Source organism: Pseudomonas sp. LS-2 (genome assembly GCF_003605735.1).
Lineage (GTDB): Bacteria > Pseudomonadota > Gammaproteobacteria > Pseudomonadales > Pseudomonadaceae > Aquipseudomonas.
This window is the reverse complement of record NZ_QXTJ01000045.1, coordinates 415,451-435,390: the sequence shown is the minus strand read 5'-3', so window position 1 is coordinate 435,390 and position 19,940 is coordinate 415,451. Positions and strand designations below refer to the sequence as shown.

Genomic DNA, 19,940 nt, shown 5'->3' with positions numbered 1-19,940 from the left:
TCTTAATCAAGACGAGCCTGGGGTGTGATCTGCCGTGGGTCGGTACGCAACTCGATCAGCGCGGCGACGCCAGCCTTTTGCGCGCGCTGGAAAGCGGCTGGGAAATCTTCACTGCGTTCGACCCGCTCGGCATGGGCACCGAAGGATTTGGCGAGGGCGATGAAGTCCGGGTTAGCCAGCTCGGTGGCCGACACACGCCCGGGGTATTCACGCTCCTGATGCATGCGAATGGTCGCAAGCATGCCGTTGTTCACCACAATGACCACTATCGGCGCGTTGTATTGCATTGCCGTGGCCAGCTCCTGAGGGTACATCATGAAACAGCCATCGCCAGCAAAGCAGATCACCGTTCTTTTCGGATCATGCAATTTGGCAGCGATGGACGCTGGAAAACCATAGCCCATGGCGCCGTTGGTGGGGGCCAGCTCGGTAGCTGGCTGGCGATAGCGATAGAAGCGGTGAACCCAGACGGTGTAGTTGCCAGCGCCGTTGGCGATGACGGCATTGTCCGGCAGTACTTCGTTGAGGTGCGCCACCACCGAACCCATGTCGACCCCTGTGTGCTGCGGGTGCGGTAACGCAGGAGTGGAATGCGCCAGATAATCGGCGCGGGCGGCATCAGTCCAGCTTTTCCAGGCATTGCTGGGCACAGGCTGAAGGGTTGCGACGGCGTGGGCGAAGCTGCTCAGCGCCGACAGAATCGCAAGCTCTGTGTGGTAGACGCGATTCAGTTCTTCAGGATCGGGGTGCACATGAATCATCGGCTGTTTCGGTGATGAGCTTTCGATCAGCGTGTAGCCCTGTGAAACGGTTTCACTCAAGCGCGAGCCGATGACCAACAGCAGGTCACTGTTTTTCACCCGCTNTCGCGGTTGTCGAACAGATCCCGACGTCTGAACGAGGCAGCAACCGGCAGGTGATTGGCATGAACGAAACGCTGCAAGGCCTGGGTTGAATCGGCATCCCACCCAGTGCCGCCGACGATCACCAGAGGTTGTTTCGCAGCGCCCAGCCGCTCGAGCATTTCTTCAAGCGCCGCTGAATCGGGGGCTGCCCGAGCGATGCGTACTGGTTGTGCGTCCGCAACGTGCGCCGAACCAAACAGTATTTCTTCAGGCAGTGCGATCACGACGGGGCCCGGACGACCCGACATGGCAATGCTGAACGCCTTGCTGACGATCTCCGGTATGCGCTCGATGCGGTCGATTTCGGTCGCCCACTTCGCCAGACCGCCGAACATCCGTGTGTAGTCCACTTCCTGAAACGCTTCGCGCCCCTTGAAGCCGCTTTCGATCTGGCCAACGAACAGGATCATTGGTGTCGAATCCTGTTTCGCCGTGTGTACACCGTTGCTCGCGTGTGTCGCGCCAGGGCCTCGGGTCACGAAACAGATGCCCGGACGGCCGGTAAGTTTGCCGTAGGCATCGGCCATGTTCGACGCAGCACCTTCGTGGCGAGTGACGATAGTGCGGATCGACGTGGCGTCGTGAAGTGCATCCAGTACGGGCAGATAGCTTTCGCCCGGCACGCAATAAAGGGTGTCGACGGCATTGCGGATCAGCGCTTCGACGAGAATCTGGCCGCCATTGCGCGGTTGCTTGGAATCAGACATGGATTTCGATTTCCTTGTTACGGGTTTCCGGCAGAGCGAAAGCGACGAGAAAGACCCGCACAGCAGGTTCTACATCGGCGGGTGCAATAGGGTGTAGACCAGAACGGTGATGATTGCCGTAGACGCGATTATTTGAGTGGGAGGCAGCGGGGGGAGTACGGGGAGGGGAGGTATTTGGACTCCTGAAGGCGTGATGGCGTCGTTGTAGCAGCACGGCTTGCCGGCGGGCCCGGTTTAGAGAGCGCTACCGTCGGCAAGCCGTGCTGCTACAGATCAACTTCCGAACCCAAGAGGGGCTCGGCTGGCGGGGTGACGTTTACTGCTGAACCGCGCTATACCCTTCGAACGCCACGTGCTGCTGAATTGCGCTGACAATGTTCTTGCGCGTGGCAGGTTGTTGGTTGCCGTCCTTGTCCACGAAGACTTCGCTCTGCAACTCAGCCTCATCGCCTTCACCGACGAACGAGAAGCCGAGGAACTCGAAGGCTTCGCGGTCGACATTGGCTTTCGAGCGCGGGGTGCGCAGGGGCAGGGTAACGCTGACGCCGTCCTTGCTGATGACGAACACCTCGGCTTCTTTCTTTGCCCGTGCGGTCTTGCTCTTGCCGCCGCTCGGATTGCTGACCGCCTGGTGGGTCTGGTTCAGGACTTTCAGAGCCAGACTGTAGACCAGCTCCTGAAAACTCGGGTCATCCTTGTAGCTGGACAGAATCCGGCTGATCGGAAACTTTGTGCTCAGGTCTTCCAGCGCGGCCATATCGGCGGCTTCAGCGTCTTTCAACTGCTTGAGTTGACCCATCAGCTCATAAGCCTGGTCATCGTCGAAACGGTCGTGTGCCTGGCGGATGGCAACGCGCAGTTCACGAATCTGATCGCTTTCCTTGGCGCTCTGAAACGCGTCGAGCACCATTTCGCTGATGCTTTTGGCCTGGGGGACATGCTGAGAAAGATTGATGGCGTCTTCGTATGCCTGCTTTGCGGAAACGGCAGGCACTGCATCGGTATGAGAATCAGACATTGAACATCCACTGCTTTATTAACTGGGTTGCATAAGCTGGGTGTAATCGCGAAACGCGCGGGGCGTTTCGCAAGGAGGGTAAATTATTTACCGCCCAGAGCACCACCCACTGCGCCACCGAGCCCTGCGCCGACGGTCGAGCCAGAAGAACCACCCAGTTTGTTGCCGATCACTGAACCCGCTGCACCACCCAGACCTCCGCCCAGCGCTGCGCGTGTCTTGTGGCCTTTTTTCGCGGTGACTGCACTGCCCGCAGCGCCCGCCAGACCGGCGCCAACCGCAGCACCGTTGCTGCCGCCCATTTGCTGACCGATGACATTACCCAATGCGCCGCCGAGCCCGCCGCCGACTGCGTTGGCGGTCGTGCCTGCCATTGCGCCTTGAGAAATCAAAAGCCCTAAAACCAGTGCAGGGAGATGGAAGCGCATGAACTTGACCTCGGAAAAAAGGGAGAGGGGGTGGGGTGAGGCTCGGACAATCTGTATTCGCAGGACTGTGCGTCACTCCAATATCAGATGGCCAGAAACAACAAAGCCCGCACGAGGCGGGCTTTGTTGAGGTACTTGGTGGCTACACAGGGACTTGAACCCCGGACCCCAGCATTATGAATGCTATGCTCTAACCAACTGAGCTATGTAGCCAAGTGGCGCGCATTATTCGCTGAGATTGGAGATGTGTCAAGCGTCTCTTTAAAAAATTTATGCGTGCGATCAATCGGTTAGGGTTTACCTGCTGACTTCCCTCCGTAAAACCGCTGCGTTCGTTACCCAAGTGACATTTTCCTTGTGCGCGCTGAGTGCTTACGCCCCATTTTCGAGCGCAGCGCGTGCACCGTCTTCGTCCACATGCCCGGTTAGGTGGCTTCGTGCTATCGGTCCGTTTCTTGCTTTAGCCTGCCGCATCGACTCCCTCTGCAAGGGGCGAGGTCCCGCGATCGGATGATCGCAATTGACGCCTTCGCTATAGAAGACGGGCGGTTGTCGTTTTTAAAACAAAGACATGGCATTTTGCCGGTAAGAATGTGAGGCAACATCCTGTCGTGGTCACGAGCTGCGGTGGTGAGTTGCCCGTGAGGAGTAGTCGGACATGCAAAGTCTTTTGTCGCCAGGTATCCGTCTGCTCGGACGTTTCGGTTTTGCACGCAAGTTTCAGGTGCTTTTCTTCCTGTTCATCTTTCCGCTGGCAGGCAGTCTGTGGATGATCGGTCAGGATTACCGCACCAAACTGGCGGTGATTTCCGGCGAGCAATCCGGGGTTCGTCAGTTGCTGGCGCTGGATGCGCTGGACGCTCAGTTGACTGCGCAACGCAACCGTGCCGCTCGCTGGAAGGCGGCCGATATCCTTCACGAGCCGACTCCAGCGGCAAAGGCGGCCATGTCCGCACTGGATGCCGCCAATCCGACGCTGTTACAAACCCTGGCGACATTGGGCGACGAGCTCAAGGCGCGGAATGTCAGCGCCGACACCCTGACTCGCTACCAGGCATTGCAGACTGCGGTCAAAGGCATGGATTCCGAGTCTCTGCGCACCGTCGGCTGGTGGCCGGACGGCTATGACCGCTTCACGTCGGCACTGACTGCTCTGCAAGCCCTGCGCGAGCAGATCGCCATGGACAATGGCTTGATTCTCGATCCTTGGCTGGAAACCTACCTTTTGATGCAGGTTGCCACACAACAGGCCCCGGACCTGATCGAGCGCATCGGTCGCATGGCCAGTGTCGGCCAGTCGTCAGTGGCATCGGGGCAGTTCACCCTGCAGAGCCGTTTGCAGATGCGTGACCTGCGCAGTCGCATAGGTGACGCGCGCGATCAATTGGTCAAAGCGGTTGCCTCGCTGCAGGCCAAGGCCTATCCCGGTATGGAGGTCTGGACGCGGCAGTACAACGACAGCCTTCAGCGTCTGGACAGCGAACTGAAGGTTCTGGACGATGGCGTTTTCGGTGGGGCGATCAAGCTGGACACCGCCGCGTTCGAGCGCAGTGTAGATGGCATGCTGGACTCCCTCGCTACGCTGCGTCATCAGTCGCTGGTGTCGCTGGACAGCCGTCTGGATTACTACCATGACCGCGCCATCAAGCAGTTCATTCCTGTGGCGGCCACCTTCAGCATTCTGGCGCTGGCTGCGTTGTATCTGTTCATGTGCCTGCAAGCCTCGATCCGCCGTAGCGCCAAGGGCATCACGACCCTTGCCGAGTCGCTGCGTGACGGCAACCTTTGCGTTGAGGTCGCCGTGGAAGGGCGCGATGAGCTGGCGGCGATCAGCAACGCGCTCAACGTCGCGGTTGTGCAGTTGCGCACCAGTCTGCTGGGTGTCAATCACGAAACCCAGCAACTGGGTTGCGCTGTATTGACCCTCAACTCACAGTCCGGCAGCACGCTCAACGAAGTCGAAGATCAACAACAGCAAATCAGTCAGATCGCTGCCGCGGCGACTCAGTTGGCCGCGACATCGCTGGGCGTCGCAAAAAGTTGTGAAGAAGCGTCAGGCAGCGCACAGCAGACTCGCCGCATCGCCGAGGACAGCAGCCGCGACAGTCAGCGCACCACGGCCAGTATTCAGCAGCTCAACCAGAAGCTGACCGAGACCGCCAATGCCTTGGGCAAAGTCAGCGAGCAAGGGCAGCAGATTCAGTCAGTGGTGGACACCATCCGCGGCATCGCCGAACAAACCAACCTGCTGGCGCTCAATGCGGCCATCGAAGCCGCGCGTGCTGGCGAGCAAGGGCGCGGTTTTGCGGTGGTGGCCGACGAGGTTCGCAGCCTGTCGCAGCGCACTCAGGCATCGACTGCGCAGATCGCCGGAACGGTGGACAGCTTGCGCTCAACCGTCAGTCAGGCGGTCAGCTTGATGGAAGCGGCGTGTGGTCAGGCCGTCTCTGACGCGCAGTCAGTAACCGGTCTGGGCGAGCGGCTGGGCGAAATTGCCAGCGCCGTGCAAATCGTCACCGACACTCTCGCGCGAATCGCGACAGCGGTAGAAGAGCAAGCGGCGACCGCCGATGAAGTCAGCGGCAATATTCAGCAGGTCGATCAGGCCGCCGGGCGTCTTCTCGAGGGTGCGCGGGCGGTGAATCATGCGGCCGACACATTGAGCAAAGGCAGTCGGGCGTTGAGTGATAACACCTCAAGGTTCCAATTGGGCTAAAGCTACAGGACAGAGGGTGTGACAGGCGGTAAGACAAAAAGCCTTGACGAAGCACGGACGTCATCGGTTTTATTCCCGTCTGATCCATTGACCTGCAGGGCTCATCCCATGACCGACAGCAGTGCCGCGGGTGCGGCCGTCTACTCTCCCTTGACCTTGGCGCTGTATGACGCCTGGGTCCTGGGCATCTCCAATCGTTACGCGTGGCGATGCCCGACCGACGAATTCCTCCTGCCGTTTTTCCGCGCTAACGTGCGCCCTCGTCATCTGGATATCGGCGTTGGTACGGGTTACTACCTGGCCAAGGCGCAGTTATCTTCTCAGACTCAAATCACCCTGCTGGACCTCAACCCCAGCAGCCTCGCAGCCGCAAAGCGTCGAATCGGCAGGCCCGGCACGCGTACCCTTCAACATGACGTCATGCAGCCGATCCCGGGCGACGAACGTTTCGATTCGATTTCCCTGTTTTACCTCCTGCACTGCCTGCCGGGGCCGTTGGACGCCAAGGCCGTGATCTTCGGCAATCTCAAACACAAGCTGCAACCCGACGGTGTTCTGTTCGGGGCGACCATTCTGGGCGACGAGGCGGGGCATAACGGTTTCGGCCGCAAGCTGATGGCGGTGTACAACAAGAAGGGCATCTTCGCAAACCTGCAGGACACCCAAGTCGGGTTCGAGGGGCATCTGCGCCAGCATTTCCGCGATGTAACACTCAAGCGAGAAGGATGTGTTTTGCTGTTTCGTGCCGCTCAGCCGATTGTCTGAGTGTGGGCGCTGGTCAGCGTTGCCCGCCTTCTAGCAACGCTGGCCGGGCCAAGGGTCAGGGGTTCTTCTGGGCTTTGGCGGAGGTCTGCCCAAACAGAATCTTCTTGCCTTCCTCGGTCACGGTCGCCCGGTTTTTGGACACTTCATCGCCCTTGGCGTAGGCGTGAGCGGTCGCGGGACGTCCCTGAATGGCGTAGAACCAGCGCTTCAGATTTGGGAACTCATCGAGGTTCTGCTGTTGGCGCTGCCATGGCACGACCCACGGGTAGGCCGCCATGTCGGCGATCGACAGTTCCTCTCCGGCGATGAAGTTCCGGCCTTCTAACCTACGGTCCAGCACGCCGTACAGGCGATTGGTTTCGTTGACATAGCGGTCGATTGCGTAAGGCAGTTTCTCAGGCGCATAGACGCCGAAGTGATGATTCTGGCCCGCCATCGGGCCGAGGCCACCCATCTGCCACATTAGCCATTCAGTGACCGTCTTTTTGCCTCGCACATCGGGGGGCAGGAACTGACCCGTTTTTTCAGCCAGGTACAACAGAATGGCGCCTGATTCGAAAACCGTGATCGGTCCTCCTCCATCAGTCGGTGCGGTGTCGATGATTGCAGGCATCCGGTTGTTCGGGGAGAAGGCGAGGAATTCGGGCTTGAACTGGTCGCCAGCGCTGATATCGACGGGATGAATCCGATAGTCCAGCCCCGCTTCCTCGAGGAACAAGGTGATCTTGTGACCGTTGGGTGTCGGCCAGTAATACAGTTCGATCATCGCTGTGACTCCAGGATCAAGGGTTGAGGAGGCGCCGTGGCGCCGTCGGGCACGTCCGAATCGAGCAAGGCGAAGGCCGGCCGGATCACGCTTTCCATCATTGCGCGTGGCGCTTTGGCGCGGGCCAGTACCCGGATACCCAGCAGCAGGCTCAGTAAAAAACGGGCGAGGTCTTCAACAGTTTGTGAACGCGAGATGCTGCCGTTTTGCTGCCCGGCTTCCACACAACGACGAAAGAACTGTTCAGCCCGACAGAGGAAGTCATCAACGATCGCTTGCGACTCAGGGTCGTGGGAGGCGGCTTCAAGCGCCGAGTTCACCATCAGGCAGCCGCGATGCTGGGCGTCGGTCATCGACCGATCAATGATTTCGCCGAAGAACAGTTCGATGGCCTGACGCGGCGGCGCTGTACTTTCCAGGCGAGCGACACGCTCACCGAAGGTGCTTTCCAGATAGTGCGTCAGCGCCCTGCGATACAGTGCGCGCTTGTCGCCGAACGCGTTGTACAGACTGGCGCCGGTAATGCCCATGACATCGATGAGGTCGCGCATCGATGTCGCTTCGAAACCCTTTGTCCAGAAGCACTGGATAGCGGCGTCGAGCACGACCGCTTCATCGAACTCTCTCGGTCTTGCCATTATCAATTTCCTCTCGGCACCTTCGCGAACGTTGCGCCTCGCTCCACAGTTCGCCTAATCTAGATCAACCGTTCTAAAACGAAAAGTCGTTTTTCTGGACGGCGCGTATTTCAGGATTCGATCACGACTCACACCTACAAGAGACGAATGCCATGATCCGTTTTTACTTCCACCCCACTCCAAATCCCGCCAAAGTTGCCCTGTTTCTGGAGGAGTCCGGCCTGGATTACGAAGTGGTGCCCGTCGACACCAGCAAAGGCGAACAGCATTCGCCTGAGTTTCGCGCCATAAACCCGAACGCTAAAGTACCGGCGATCATCGATACCGAAGGCCCGGGCGGCAAAGAAGTACGGGTGTTCGATTCCAGCGCGATTCTGCTTTATCTGGGCGAGAAAACCGGTCAGTTCATGGGCGCTGCTGAAGACAAGCCTGAACTGCTCTCATGGCTGTTTTTCATCGCATCCGGCCTTGGGCCATTCTCCGGGCAGGCTGTGCATTTCCAGTACGCAGCGCCTGAGGGTAACGACTACGCCGTGAACCGTTACCGCCGGGAAATCGAGCGTCACTACGAGGTACTCGACGCCCACTTGGCTGGCCGGAATTATATCGTTGGCGATGAATACACTCTCGCCGATATTTCGACCTGGGGCTGGTTGATCCGCGCTCCTCGCGTGATGAAAGGTTCCGAAGACGCGCTGGCGGATTACCCGAATCTGAAGCGTTGGTTCGAGCGCGTCGACGCCCGCCCGGCCGCTGGACGGGCGAAAGATGTGGGTAAGGACCATGTGTTCAAGAAGGATATGGACGAACAGGCGAAGCGTGCGCTCTTTCCGTCGAATTATCCGAAAGCGGATTGATGGGTGGAAAAGCGATCGCCCAGCAAAAAGCCCCCATTGGGGGCTTTTAGTAAGGAGCGAGCCTGGAGAACCAGGCGCAACCCTTGATCAGACGTTGAAACGGAAGTGCAGAACGTCACCATCCTTGACGATGTAGTCCTTGCCTTCCAGACGCCATTTGCCTGCTTCTTTCGCACCGGCTTCGCCCTTGTACTGGATGAAGTCGTTGTAGGCGACGCATTCGGCGCGGATGAAGCCTTTTTCGAAGTCGGTGTGGATCACGCCGGCGGCTTGCGGTGCGGTGGCACCGACGCGGACGGTCCAGGCGCGGACTTCTTCGACGCCTGCAGTGAAGTAGGTTTGCAGGTGCAGCATTTCGTAGCCGGCACGGATCACACGGTTCAGACCTGGTTCTTCGAGACCGAGAGCTTCAAGGAACATGTCCTTTTCTTCACCGTCATCGAGTTCGGCGATTTCGGCTTCGATCTTGTTGCACACCGGCACCAGCATTGCGCCTTCTTCTTCGGCGATCGCGCGGACGACATCCAGGTGCGGGTTGTTCTCGAAGCCGTCTTCGGCAACGTTGGCGATGTACATGACTGGCTTGGTGGTCAGCAGGTGGAAACCCTTGATCACCGCTTTCTCATCGGCACCCATGTTCTTCATCAGGCTGCGCGCAGGCTTGCCTTCGGTGAAGTGGGCGATGAGTTTTTCCAGCAGGCCTTTCTGGACCACTGCGTCCTTGTCGCCGCCTTTGGCGTTACGCGCGACTTTCTGCAGTTGTTTCTCGCAGCTGTCGAGGTCGGCGAAGATCAGTTCCAGGTCGATGATCTCGATGTCGCGTTTCGGGTCGACGCTGTTGGAGACGTGGATCACGTTCTCGTCTTCGAAGCAGCGAACCACGTGGGCAATGGCGTCGGTTTCACGGATGTTGGCCAGGAACTTGTTGCCCAGGCCTTCACCTTTGGAGGCACCGGCTACCAGGCCCGCGATGTCGACGAACTCCATGGTGGTTGGCAGGATGCGCTTTGGATTCACGATGTCGGCCAAGGCCTGCAGGCGTGGATCGGGCATGGCCACGATGCCGCTGTTCGGTTCGATGGTGCAGAAGGGAAAGTTCTCCGCCGCAATACCGGATTTGGTCAGGGCGTTGAACAGGGTGGACTTGCCGACGTTGGGCAGGCCGACGATGCCGCAGTTGAATCCCATGGTGTTTCCCCTCGAGTGATGTCAGGCCTTCTGGCTGTGCAGGACGCGCATCGCCTTGGCGAAGTCGCCTGCGAGGACATCCGGCAGCACGCCGAGGGCAAAGTCGATACTGGCGTCCAGTTTTTCCTGTTCGGCGCGTGGCGCACGACCCAGAACAAAGTTGGAGACCATGCTGGCATCGCCTGGATGGCCTATACCGAGCCGCAAGCGATGGAAGCCGTTCTGGTTGCCGAGCTGCGCGATGATGTCGCGCAGACCGTTATGCCCGCCGTGTCCGCCACCCAGTTTGAGTTTGGCGACACCCGGAGGCAGGTCGAGTTCGTCGTGAGCCACCAGAATGGCTTGCGGTGGAATCCGGAAGAAACCCGCCAGCGCCGCGACGGACTGGCCGCTACGGTTCATGTAGGTGGTGGGGATCAGCAGACGAACGTCTTGGCCCTGATGACTGAATTTAGCCGTCAGGCCGAAATATTTGCGGTCAGCGGTCAGATTGACACGCTGTGCGCTGGCAATGCGCTCAACGAAAAGAGCCCCTGCGTTATGCCGGGTCTGTTCGTATTCGGGGCCGGGGTTTCCCAGGCCGACGATCAGTTGAATGGCGGTCACGTCAGGGGCTCTTCCTTGGGTCGAGTGTGATGGTGCAGGGCACCATCACGGGTTCAACCGGCTAGCGAGTAAAAATTACTCTGCTTCGCCTTCTGCGGTGCCTTCTTCTTCCTGAACGACGCGAGGGGCGTGGACGTTAGCGATGTCCAGGTCCTTGCCGTGCGCCAGAGCGACGAATTCAACACCCTTAGGTGCTTTAACGTCGGACAGGTGAACGTTGTCGCCGATTTCCAGCGCGCCCAGATCAACTTCGATGAACTCAGGCAGATCTTTAGGCAGGCAGCTCACTTCCAGCTCAGTGGTAGTGTGCGAGATCTCGCCGCCTTTCTTGATCGGTGCTTCTTCGTTGATGAAGTGCACAGGAACGGTAGCGGTCAGCTTCTGGCCAGCGACGACGCGGATGAAGTCGGCGTGCATGATGAACTGCTTGGCAGGGTGACGTTGCATCGCTTTAACGATCACGTTCTGCTTGGCGCCATCAACGTTCAGTTCGATAACGTGGCTGAAAGCAGCTTCGTTTTCGAACAGTTTGGCCATTTCCTTGGCTTCGATGGTGATCGAAGCAGCGTCTTTGTTACCACCGTAAACAACGGCTGGAACTTGTTTCGCGTGACGCAGGCGGCGGCTCGCACCTTTCCCCAGGTCAGTACGCGCTTGGGCGTTCAGAGTAAAGTCAGTCATTTTGTATCTCCAAAATAGCCATCACCGAGCGGCGTTTGCGACCAGCGCCAGACACGGTATGGGCAAAAAAGCCCCGCCCCAACATGAGTGTTGGGGCGGGGCGCTTTTCGTCAACGGATGATTCGAGAGGGCAGGGCCCTTAACGGAACATCGCGCTGATCGATTCTTCATTGCTGATGCGACGCATCGCTTCAGCGACTACCGGTGCGATATCCAGTTGACGGATACGGTCACAGGCTTGTGCTGCGGCGGACAACGGAATGGTGTTGGTCACCACCAGTTCGTCCAGAACGGAATTTTCGATGTTTTCGATCGCACGACCCGACAGCACAGGGTGTGTGCAGTAGGCAAAGACCTTGGCAGCGCCATGTTCTTTCAGGGCTTTGGCCGCATGACACAGAGTGCCGGCGGTATCGACCATGTCGTCGACCAGAATACAGGTACGACCTTCGACGTCGCCGATGATATGCATCACTTCGGAGTGATTGGCTTTCTCACGGCGCTTGTCGATGATCCCGAGATCCACACCCAGGGATTTGGCAACGGCACGTGCGCGCACGACGCCACCGATATCCGGGGAAACGATCATCAGGTTTTCGAAGCGTTGGTCTTCGATGTCATCCACCAGAACCGGGGAGCCGTAGATGTTATCTACCGGAATATCGAAGAAGCCTTGAATCTGGTCAGCGTGCAGGTCGACAGTCAGCACACGGTCGATACCAACGACGGTGAGCATGTCCGCAACCACTTTAGCGCTGATAGCCACACGAGCGGAGCGCGGACGGCGATCCTGGCGGGCATAACCAAAGTAAGGAATAACAGCTGTGATACGAGTAGCCGAGGAGCGGCGGAAGGCATCAGCCATCACGACGAGTTCCATCAGGTTATCGTTGGTCGGAGCGCAGGTCGGCTGAATAATAAAGACGTCTTTACCGCGAACGTTTTCATTGATCTCAGCGGTAATCTCGCCGTCGGAGAACTTACCGACAGAGATGTCACCGAGAGGGATATGCAGCTGACGTACGACACGCCGAGCCAGATCGGGGTTGGCGTTCCCCGTAAAGACCATCATCTTGGACACGCGCAGTACCTGGAGGCTTAGGGTATGCCTGGATGACTATAGGAAAATGGCAGGGGCGGCTGGATTCGAACCAACGCATGGCAGGATCAAAACCTGCTGCCTTACCGCTTGGCGACGCCCCTGTATCTGTTGCACGAGTGCCTGGCACTCGGTTCTCTTAGAGCAGTGTCTGTAACTTTCGGTGCAACATCGAGATGTTGCTGCCTTTTGCTACAAACCCTGTAAGGGTCTCTGTAAGAAGGGCCGAGACTTTATCAGCTTCAGCTTTGTTTGGGAAGGCCCCAAACACACAACTTCCAGTTCCGGTTAACTTTGCTTCGGTAAAATTACCTAGCAAATTCAAAGCGTTACGAACATCTGGATAACGCCTTGCTACAACCGGTAAGCAGTCATTTCGACTGTTTCCCTTGGGAACGGGGCGCACTTTAATGGGAGGAGTGTCACGTGTCAACAGTGGATCTGAAAAAATTTCTGCTGTACTTACAGATACTTGCGGCACAAGCACCACATACCACGGTTCTTCGGGGGTTACAGGGGTGAGGATTTCGCCTACGCCCTCGGCAAAAGCGGCGTGTCCACGCACGAAAACCGGGACGTCAGCCCCCAGCTTGAGCCCTAGCGCCGCGAGTCGGTCCTCGTCCCAGTCCAGTTGCCAGAGATGATTGAGACCCAGCAGCGTGGTGGCGGCATCCGAACTTCCTCCGCCGATTCCACCGCCCATGGGCAACACTTTGTTAAGCCAGATATCGACGCCCAGTACACAACCGGATTGTTCCTTGAGTGCACGTGCTGCCTTCACGATCAGATTACTGTCGTGGGGAACATCCGGGATGTGCGTCTGCAGCCGAACTTCGCCGTCTTCGCGAAGGGCGAAACTCAGCTCATCGCCGTAATCGAGAAACTGAAAGATCGTCTGCAGCTCGTGATAACCGTCCGCACGACGACCGAGAATGTGCAGCATCAGGTTGAGCTTGGCCGGAGCGGGGAGGGTCAGGCGTGGCGAGTCTTGATGGGGCAGCGACATGATCATTGCCCCAGCTTGCGCGGTTGCCAGTCCTTGATGACCAGCGTGACGTCCAGATCCTGACCGTGCAGCTTCATGCGCTCGGGCAGCGTGTAGCCGTTCTGTTCGGTGTAGCTCAGGTATTCGATCTGCCAGCCATCCTGTTCGAGATTCGACAGGCGGCTGTCGCCGTCCAGGGTCAGGCTGCTTTTGCTGTCGGGCGCGGGCAGGCCACGAACCCACCAGACCAGATGCGAAACGGGCAGCTTCCAGCCCAACTGATCCTTGAGCAGTGTTTCCGGGTCCGGCGCGTCATAACGCCCCTGATTGGCGACTTCCAGCGACACGGCGCCGGGGCGGCCGGTCAAGCGAGCGGCGCCGCGACCCAGCGGGCCGGACAGGCGAATGTCGTAGTAGTCCTGGCGTTGCAGCCAGAACAATGTACCGCTGCCGGAATCCTTGGGTGCACGGATACCGACCTTGCCGTTGATCTGCCAGCCGTCGAGGCTCGCCAGTTGTTCTTTGTTGACCCGCCATTTGCTGGCGTCACCCTTGCCCTGAACGGCTTCATGGGGCGTGATGCCGGCACAGCCGGCGAGCAGGGCGATGAGGCCGAATGCAAGTACGTGGCGCAATAACATAAATCAGAGAGTCTCGGAGCCGGTCAGGCGTTTCAAGGTGCTGCGCAGGACCGGGCTGTCAGGTTGTTGTTCGAGGGCTTTGCCCCACACTTTGCGTGCTTCACGCTGTTCGCCCTTGGCCCACAGCACTTCGCCCAGGTGCGCGGCGACTTCGTGATCGGGGTAACGCTCCAGCGCTTCGCGCAGCAGGCGTTCGGCCTCGTCAAGATTGCCCAGTCGGTAATTGACCCAGCCCAGGCTGTCGAGCACGGCCGGATCTTCCGGGTTGAGCTGATGCGCGCGTTCGATCAATTCCTTGGCTTCGGCATATCGGGTGGTGCGGTCGGAAAGGGTATAACCCAGCGCATTCAGCGCCATGGCGTTGTCCGGTTCGCGCTTGAGAATCGCCCGCAGGTCGGTCTCCATCTGTTTCAGATCGTCACGCTTTTCGGCCAGCATGGCGCGGGTATAAAGCAGGTTCAGATCGTCCGGGTATTGCTTGAGCGCCTGACTCAACACCTGCCAGCCGCGATCGCTCTGGTTGTTGTTGGTCAGGGTTTCGGCCTCGATCAGGTAGAGCTGAATGGTGTAATCCGGCTGGTCGGCCCGGGCTTGAGCCAGGCGCTTTGAAGCCTCGGCGGTGCTGCCGTTGCTCATCAGGATATCGGCCTGACGCAACTGCGCAGGCAGGTAATCGTTGCCGGGCCCGACCTGGCCATATTCGTTCAGCGCGTTTTGCGGATCGTTGCGCTCTTCGTAGATGCGGCCGAGGTTTACATGGGCCGAATCGACATGGCTGCCACGGGCGACCAGGTCTTCCAGATACCCCTGTGCTTCGTCCCATGCCTTGTTTTCGAGGCAGACCAACGCCAGCGAATAGCGCAACTCATCGTCATCCGGGTACTGCTGAACGAGGCTTGAGAACTGTACCTTCGCGTCTTCCATGCGGTTCTGTTCGACCAGCATGCGTGCATAAGTCAGGCGCAGGCGCTTGTCGTCCGGGTATTTCTTGATGCTTTTTTCAAGGAGCGGCAGCGCTTCGGTGCCCCGATTCATGCTTTGCAGCAAGCGAGCACGCAACAGGATCGGAGCAACTTCGCCCTCGCCCGGCGGATTGTCCTCAAGCAGCTTCAACGAGGCGGCGCTGTCGCCTTCCTGTTGCAGCAGCAAGGCCTTGCCGAAAATCAGCTGGCCGTTTTTCGGGTACTTGGCCAGCAGCCGATCAAAGCTGGCGAGCAGGCCCTTGCGGGTGTTGGAGTCGGTTTCCGCCGCTGACAGCGCGAGGAAGTCGAAATGGGTGTCGCCCTGACCCTGCAGCACCTTTTCCATATAACGCATGGAGTCGTCGTAGCGTCCGGCGCGTGCCAGCTGAATCGCGGCAGCACGCTGCGCTTCGAGATTGGCCGGGTCGTTTTTCGCCCAGATCATCGAGGTATCCAGGGCAGCCTGGTCGGCGCCCAGGTACTCGGCGATGCGGAACGCGCGCTCTGAAATCCCCGGATCCTGGGTCTGGATCGCCTGGGTCACGTAGTTGTCCAGCGCAATGTCGAAGCGGTTGCGTTGCCCGGCAAGCTCGGCGGTCAGCAGGCTGACGACTGTTTCCTGGGTAAACGAACCATATACCTGCGGCTTGGCCTCAGGTGCGGGCGTCGCTTCTTTCGCCGGAGCAGCAGGCTCCGTTGAAACAGGGGCCGTAGACTGACAGCCACCAAGAACGACAAGGGCAAGGAACAACGCGGAGGATTTATTCATATAGAAGAGAGGGCGGCTTACCTGCGGTTTGAAAGCATCATGACACAAGGCAGGGAGCAAACCCACAGCCCGCGAAAATTCTACAGACCCTTAATCTACGGCCCGCGCTTGGACAATTTGTCGCAGGCGCATCGCTGCAAAGCGGATCTCTATAGGGACAATAGACTGTTCAGGTCGTTCTGAATGTATTGCGGTGGTTGTCCTGAATCTATTGAAGTAGGACAATTGCCGGCTTCACGTCACCATCAGCGACCTTGAATGGCCTTTCTTGCTCTGGGTATCAACCATAAGACTGCATCAGTGGATGTCCGCGAACGCGTGGCATTTACGCCTGAGCAGCTGGTTGAAGCGTTACAGCAGCTGTGTCGCCTGACCCAGAGTCGCGAAGCCGCGATTCTTTCGACCTGCAATCGCAGCGAGCTTTATATAGAGCAGGATCAGCTCACCGCCGACGTGGTGCTGACCTGGCTGGCCGAATATCACCATCTCAACATCGAAGAGTTGCGCGCCAGCGCCTATGTGCATGAAGAAGACGCGGCCGTGCGTCACATGATGCGCGTGGCATCGGGGCTGGATTCGCTGGTGCTGGGCGAGCCGCAGATTCTCGGTCAGATGAAGTCAGCTTATGCCGTAGCCCGCGAGGCGGGGACCATCGGCCCTTTGCTCGGGCGTCTGTTTCAGGCCACGTTCAGCGCTGCCAAACAGGTGCGTACCGATACGGCCATCGGTGAAAACCCGGTCTCGGTCGCCTTTGCGGCGGTCAGTCTCGCCAAACAGATTTTCAGCGACCTGCAACGCAGCCAGGCATTACTGATTGGCGCCGGCGAGACCATCACGCTGGTCGCCCGGCACCTGCACGATCTTGGGGTCAAGCGTATCGTTGTCGCCAACCGGACGCTGGAACGCGCGAGCATTCTGGCCGAAGAGTTCGGCGCGCATGCGGTATTGCTGGCCGATATCCCGGCCGAACTGGTCAACAGCGACATCGTCATCAGCTCCACCGCCAGCCAGTTGCCGATTCTGGGCAAGGGCGCGGTGGAGAGTGCGCTGAAGCTGCGCAAGCACAAGCCGATTTTCATGGTGGACATCGCTGTCCCGCGCGACATAGAACCCGAAGTCGGCGAACTCGACGACGTTTATCTGTACACCGTGGACGATCTGCACGAAGTCGTCGCCGAAAACCTCAAGAGTCGTCAGGGCGCAGCCCAGGCTGCAGAGGAGCTGGTCAGTCTGGGCGTCGACGATTTCATGTCGCGTCTGCGCGAACTGGCGGCAGTCGATGTGCTCAAGGCATATCGTCAACAAAGCGAGCGTCTGCGTGACGAGGAGCTGCAAAAGGCTCAACGCATGCTCGCCAACGGCAGCAATGCCGAAGATGTATTGATGGCGCTGGCACGAGGCCTGACCAATAAATTGATGCATGCGCCGAGCGTGCAACTCAAAAAGCTGTCTGCCGAGGGCCGCGTCGATGCGCTGGCCATGGCCCAGGAACTCTTTGCCCTCAACGAGGGCTCCACGGATAAACCCCCGCAATGAAAGCTTCACTGCTCAATAAGCTGGACGTGCTCAGCGACCGTTTCGAGGAATTGACCGCGCTGCTGGGTGATGCCGAGGTCATTTCCGACCAGACCAAATTCCGCGCCTACTCGCGTGAATACGCTGAAGTCGAGCCTGTGATCCAGACCTACAAGCAGCTGCAGAAGGTGCAGAGTGACCTGGAAGGTGCTCAGGCGCTGCTCAAGGACAGCGATCCGGACATGCGCGAAATGGCCGTCGAGGAAGTGCGCGAGGCCAAGGAACAGCTGGAAGTCCTGGAAAGCGATCTGCAGAAAATGCTGCTGCCCAAGGACCCGAATGACGGTCGCAACGTGTTTCTGGAAATCCGTGCCGGTACGGGTGGTGACGAAGCGGCGATTTTCTCCGGCGACCTTTTTCGCATGTATTCGCGTTATGCGGAGCGTCGGGGCTGGCGGGTCGAGATTTTGTCCGAGAATGAGGGCGAGCACGGCGGCTTCAAGGAAGTCATCGCGCGGGTCGAGGGCGAGAATGTCTACGGCAAGCTCAAGTTCGAATCCGGCGCCCATCGGGTGCAGCGTGTGCCCGAGACCGAATCCCAGGGCCGTATTCATACCTCGGCCTGTACGGTTGCGGTATTGCCGGAACCGGACGAGCAGCAGACCATCGAGATCAACCCGGCGGATTTGCGTGTCGACACCTACCGCTCCTCCGGTGCCGGTGGTCAGCACGTCAACAAGACCGATTCGGCGATTCGCATCACGCACTTGCCGACCGGTATCGTCGTCGAGTGCCATGAAGAGCGTTCCCAGCACAAGAACCGCGCCCGGGCCATGGCCTGGCTGTCGGCCAAACTCAACGACCAGCAGACCGCCGCTGCCGCCAACGCGATTGCCAGCGAGCGTAAATTGCTGGTGGGCTCAGGCGATCGTTCCGAGCGTATTCGCACGTACAACTTTCCACAGGGGCGAGTGACGGATCACCGCGTCAACCTGACGCTTTATTCGCTGGATGAAGTTTTGGCGGGTGGGGTCGATGCAGTGATAGAACCGTTGCTTGCCGAGTATCAGGCAGATCAACTTGCGGCACTGGGTGAGTAAATGACCATCATCGCCAGCTTGTTAAGAAACGCTGAACTGCCGGACTCTCCGACAGCCCGTCTGGATGTGGAACTGCTGTTGGCGGCTGCCTTGGGCAAACCGCGCAGCTTTTTGCACACCTGGCCGGAGCGTATCGTCAGTACCGAAGCCGCGCAGACGTTCGAGGGCTATCTGAAACGCCGTCGCACCGGGGAGCCAGTGGCATACATCCTCGGGCAGCAGGGTTTCTGGAACATCGACCTTGAAGTCGCCACGCACACGCTGATCCCGCGTCCGGAAACCGAAATGCTGGTGGAAACGGCATTGGAGTTGCTGCCGGGCGCGATTCCTCATCGTCTGCTTGATCTGGGCACCGGGACCGGGGCCATTGCCTTGTCTCTGGCCAAGGATCGTCCACAGTGGGCGGTGACCGCGGTGGATCGCGTGGAGGAGGCGGTCGATCTGGCAGAGCGCAACCGCCTGCGTCTGCACCTGGACAACGCTCAAGTGCTGCGCAGCCACTGGTTCAGCGCCGTCCAGGATAAGCGTTTCGACCTGATCCTGAGCAACCCTCCTTATATCGCCTCCAACGATCCGCATCTGGCCGAAGGCGACGTGCGATTCGAGCCGAGCAGTGCGCTGGTTTCGGGTTCGGACGGTCTGGACGATCTGCGCCTTATCGTTTCACAAGCCCCCGAGCATCTGGAAGCCGGTGGCTGGCTGCTGTTGGAGCATGGCTACGATCAAGGTCCGGCGGTGCGTGAATTGCTCAACCTTCACGGCTTCGAGCAAATCCAGACTCGCCGCGATCTGGGCGATCACGAGCGCATCACCTTCGGACGCGTGCCGTGCTGACTGACGGAGAGCTGCTGCGTTACAGCCGGCAGATTCTTCTCCAGCAAGTCGATATCGACGGCCAGTTGCGCCTCAAGCAGAGTCGCGCGCTGATCGTCGGCGTCGGCGGGCTCGGATCTCCAGTGGCGCTCTACCTGGCTGCCGCTGGCATTGGCGAGTTACATCTGGCGGACTTCGACACCGTCGACCTGACCAACCTGCAACGCCAGATCATTCATGACACTCAAAGTGTTGGCCAGAGCAAAGTCGACTCGGCCCTCTCGCGGCTGACAGCGATCAATCCCGAAATCAAGCTGGTTCCTCATCGGGCTGCGCTGGATGAGGATTCGCTGGCAGCCGCCGTCGAGGCAGTGGATCTGGTGCTCGATTGTTCCGACAATTTCACGACCCGCGAGGCGGTCAACGCGGCCTGCGTGGCGGCTGGAAAACCCTTGGTCAGCGGCGCCGCAATTCGTCTTGAAGGGCAGTTGTCGGTATTCGATCCGCGCCGCGCCGAGAGTCCTTGCTACCACTGCTTATACGGGCATGGCAGCGAGACCGAGCTGACGTGCAGTGAAGCCGGTGTCATCGGTCCGCTGGTCGGGCTGGTGGGAAGTCTGCAAGCGCTGGAAGCGCTGAAGGTGTTGGCCGGATTCGGTGAGCCAATGGTGGGGCGTCTGTTGCTGATCGATGCGTTGGGCACGCGATTCCGCGAACTGAAAGTCAAACGTGATCCGGGGTGCACGGTGTGCGGCGCGGGGCATGCATAAAGTCATGAACA

Annotated in this window: 18 protein-coding genes, 2 tRNA genes and 2 pseudogenes; 7 read left to right on the top strand and 15 right to left on the bottom strand. The window is 59.0% G+C overall.

Annotated features, from left to right (window positions below):
* Positions 1-2: 2 nt before the first annotated feature.
* The 5 genes and pseudogenes from D3M70_RS33855 to D3M70_RS30590 form a co-directional block, all read right to left on the bottom strand.
* A pseudogene (locus D3M70_RS33855) lies at positions 3-865 on the bottom strand (thiamine pyrophosphate-dependent enzyme); the annotation flags it as partial.
* A gap of 1 nt (position 866) precedes the next feature.
* A pseudogene (locus D3M70_RS33850) lies at positions 867-1,612 on the bottom strand (thiamine pyrophosphate-binding protein); the annotation flags it as partial.
* A 316-nt stretch (positions 1,613-1,928) separates the two neighbouring features.
* Positions 1,929-2,630, bottom strand: a complete 702-nt coding sequence (locus D3M70_RS30600) for a hypothetical protein (protein ID WP_120129855.1) — start codon at positions 2,628-2,630, stop codon at positions 1,929-1,931.
* Positions 2,631-2,713: 83 nt separating this feature from the next.
* Positions 2,714-3,058, bottom strand: a complete 345-nt coding sequence (locus D3M70_RS30595) for a bacteriocin (RefSeq protein WP_120129854.1) — start codon at positions 3,056-3,058, stop codon at positions 2,714-2,716.
* A 136-nt stretch (positions 3,059-3,194) separates the two neighbouring features.
* Positions 3,195-3,271, bottom strand: a tRNA-Met gene (locus D3M70_RS30590).
* A 445-nt stretch (positions 3,272-3,716) separates the two neighbouring features.
* On the opposite strand from D3M70_RS30590, the gene D3M70_RS30585 reads away from it, so the two are divergent.
* Entirely contained in the window at positions 3,717-5,774 is a 2,058-nt protein-coding gene (locus D3M70_RS30585; RefSeq protein ID WP_120129852.1) for a methyl-accepting chemotaxis protein, read from the top strand.
* Positions 5,775-5,882: 108 nt separating this feature from the next.
* Positions 5,883-6,539, top strand: coding sequence for a bifunctional 2-polyprenyl-6-hydroxyphenol methylase/3-demethylubiquinol 3-O-methyltransferase UbiG (locus tag D3M70_RS30580; RefSeq protein ID WP_120129851.1), 657 nt, complete (start codon positions 5,883-5,885; stop codon positions 6,537-6,539).
* Between the two features lie 55 nt (positions 6,540-6,594).
* Here D3M70_RS30580 and D3M70_RS30575 read toward each other — a convergent pair whose 3' ends face one another.
* Complete coding sequence (locus D3M70_RS30575) at positions 6,595-7,305, bottom strand: glutathione binding-like protein (RefSeq protein ID WP_120129849.1); 711 nt, start codon at positions 7,303-7,305, stop codon at positions 6,595-6,597.
* The gene (locus D3M70_RS30570) at positions 7,302-7,943 is read right to left on the bottom strand and encodes a TetR/AcrR family transcriptional regulator (RefSeq protein ID WP_120129848.1); all 642 of its coding nucleotides are present in this window, start codon (positions 7,941-7,943) and stop codon (positions 7,302-7,304) included. The genes D3M70_RS30575 and D3M70_RS30570 overlap by 4 nt, the downstream gene beginning before the upstream one ends.
* Positions 7,944-8,095: 152 nt before the next feature.
* Between D3M70_RS30570 and D3M70_RS30565 the strand changes: the two genes are divergently transcribed.
* Positions 8,096-8,800, top strand: coding sequence for a glutathione S-transferase family protein (locus D3M70_RS30565; protein ID WP_120129846.1), 705 nt, complete (start codon positions 8,096-8,098; stop codon positions 8,798-8,800).
* 87 nt (positions 8,801-8,887) lie between these two features.
* On the opposite strand, the gene ychF is transcribed toward D3M70_RS30565, so the two are convergent.
* The 8 genes from ychF to D3M70_RS30525 all read right to left on the bottom strand — a co-directional run bounded on the left by ychF (position 8,888) and on the right by D3M70_RS30525 (position 15,731).
* Entirely contained in the window at positions 8,888-9,988 is a 1,101-nt protein-coding gene (gene ychF, locus D3M70_RS30560; protein WP_074753529.1) for a redox-regulated ATPase YchF, read from the bottom strand.
* 21 nt (positions 9,989-10,009) lie between these two features.
* Positions 10,010-10,594 carry an aminoacyl-tRNA hydrolase gene (gene pth / locus D3M70_RS30555; protein WP_074753530.1) on the bottom strand — a complete coding sequence of 195 codons (585 nt, stop codon included), beginning with the start codon at positions 10,592-10,594 and terminating at the stop codon, positions 10,010-10,012.
* Positions 10,595-10,669: 75 nt separating this feature from the next.
* Positions 10,670-11,275 carry a 50S ribosomal protein L25/general stress protein Ctc gene (locus D3M70_RS30550; protein WP_074753531.1) on the bottom strand — a complete coding sequence of 202 codons (606 nt, stop codon included), beginning with the start codon at positions 11,273-11,275 and terminating at the stop codon, positions 10,670-10,672.
* A 139-nt stretch (positions 11,276-11,414) separates the two neighbouring features.
* Complete coding sequence (locus D3M70_RS30545) at positions 11,415-12,356, bottom strand: ribose-phosphate pyrophosphokinase (RefSeq protein ID WP_037018241.1); 942 nt, start codon at positions 12,354-12,356, stop codon at positions 11,415-11,417.
* Positions 12,357-12,403: 47 nt separating this feature from the next.
* Positions 12,404-12,478, bottom strand: a tRNA-Gln gene (locus tag D3M70_RS30540).
* 35 nt (positions 12,479-12,513) lie between these two features.
* Positions 12,514-13,380 (bottom strand): 4-(cytidine 5'-diphospho)-2-C-methyl-D-erythritol kinase, encoded by an 867-nt coding sequence (gene ispE, locus D3M70_RS30535; protein WP_120129926.1) that lies wholly within the window; start codon positions 13,378-13,380, stop codon positions 12,514-12,516.
* Between the two features lie 2 nt (positions 13,381-13,382).
* Entirely contained in the window at positions 13,383-14,000 is a 618-nt protein-coding gene (lolB, locus tag D3M70_RS30530; RefSeq protein ID WP_120129844.1) for a lipoprotein insertase outer membrane protein LolB, read from the bottom strand.
* Between the two features lie 3 nt (positions 14,001-14,003).
* A complete protein-coding gene (locus tag D3M70_RS30525) occupies positions 14,004-15,731 on the bottom strand; it encodes a tetratricopeptide repeat protein (protein WP_120129843.1) in 1,728 nt (575 codons plus the stop codon).
* A gap of 258 nt (positions 15,732-15,989) precedes the next feature.
* Here D3M70_RS30525 and hemA point away from each other — a divergent pair, with 258 nt between their 5' ends.
* Genes hemA through D3M70_RS30505 form a run of 4 tightly spaced genes read left to right on the top strand, consistent with a single transcriptional unit; the run spans position 15,990 to position 19,929 of the window.
* Positions 15,990-17,267, top strand: coding sequence for a glutamyl-tRNA reductase (hemA, locus tag D3M70_RS30520; protein ID WP_120129841.1), 1,278 nt, complete (start codon positions 15,990-15,992; stop codon positions 17,265-17,267).
* On the top strand, positions 17,264-18,346 hold the full coding sequence (gene prfA / locus D3M70_RS30515) for a peptide chain release factor 1 (protein WP_120129839.1): 1,083 nt from the start codon (positions 17,264-17,266) through the stop codon (positions 18,344-18,346). Before hemA ends, prfA begins: the two co-directional genes overlap by 4 nt.
* On the top strand, positions 18,347-19,180 hold the full coding sequence (prmC, locus tag D3M70_RS30510) for a peptide chain release factor N(5)-glutamine methyltransferase (RefSeq protein ID WP_120129838.1): 834 nt from the start codon (positions 18,347-18,349) through the stop codon (positions 19,178-19,180).
* Positions 19,174-19,929, top strand: coding sequence for a molybdopterin-synthase adenylyltransferase MoeB (locus D3M70_RS30505; protein WP_120129836.1), 756 nt, complete (start codon positions 19,174-19,176; stop codon positions 19,927-19,929). The genes prmC and D3M70_RS30505 overlap by 7 nt, the downstream gene beginning before the upstream one ends.
* Positions 19,930-19,940: the final 11 nt, after the last annotated feature.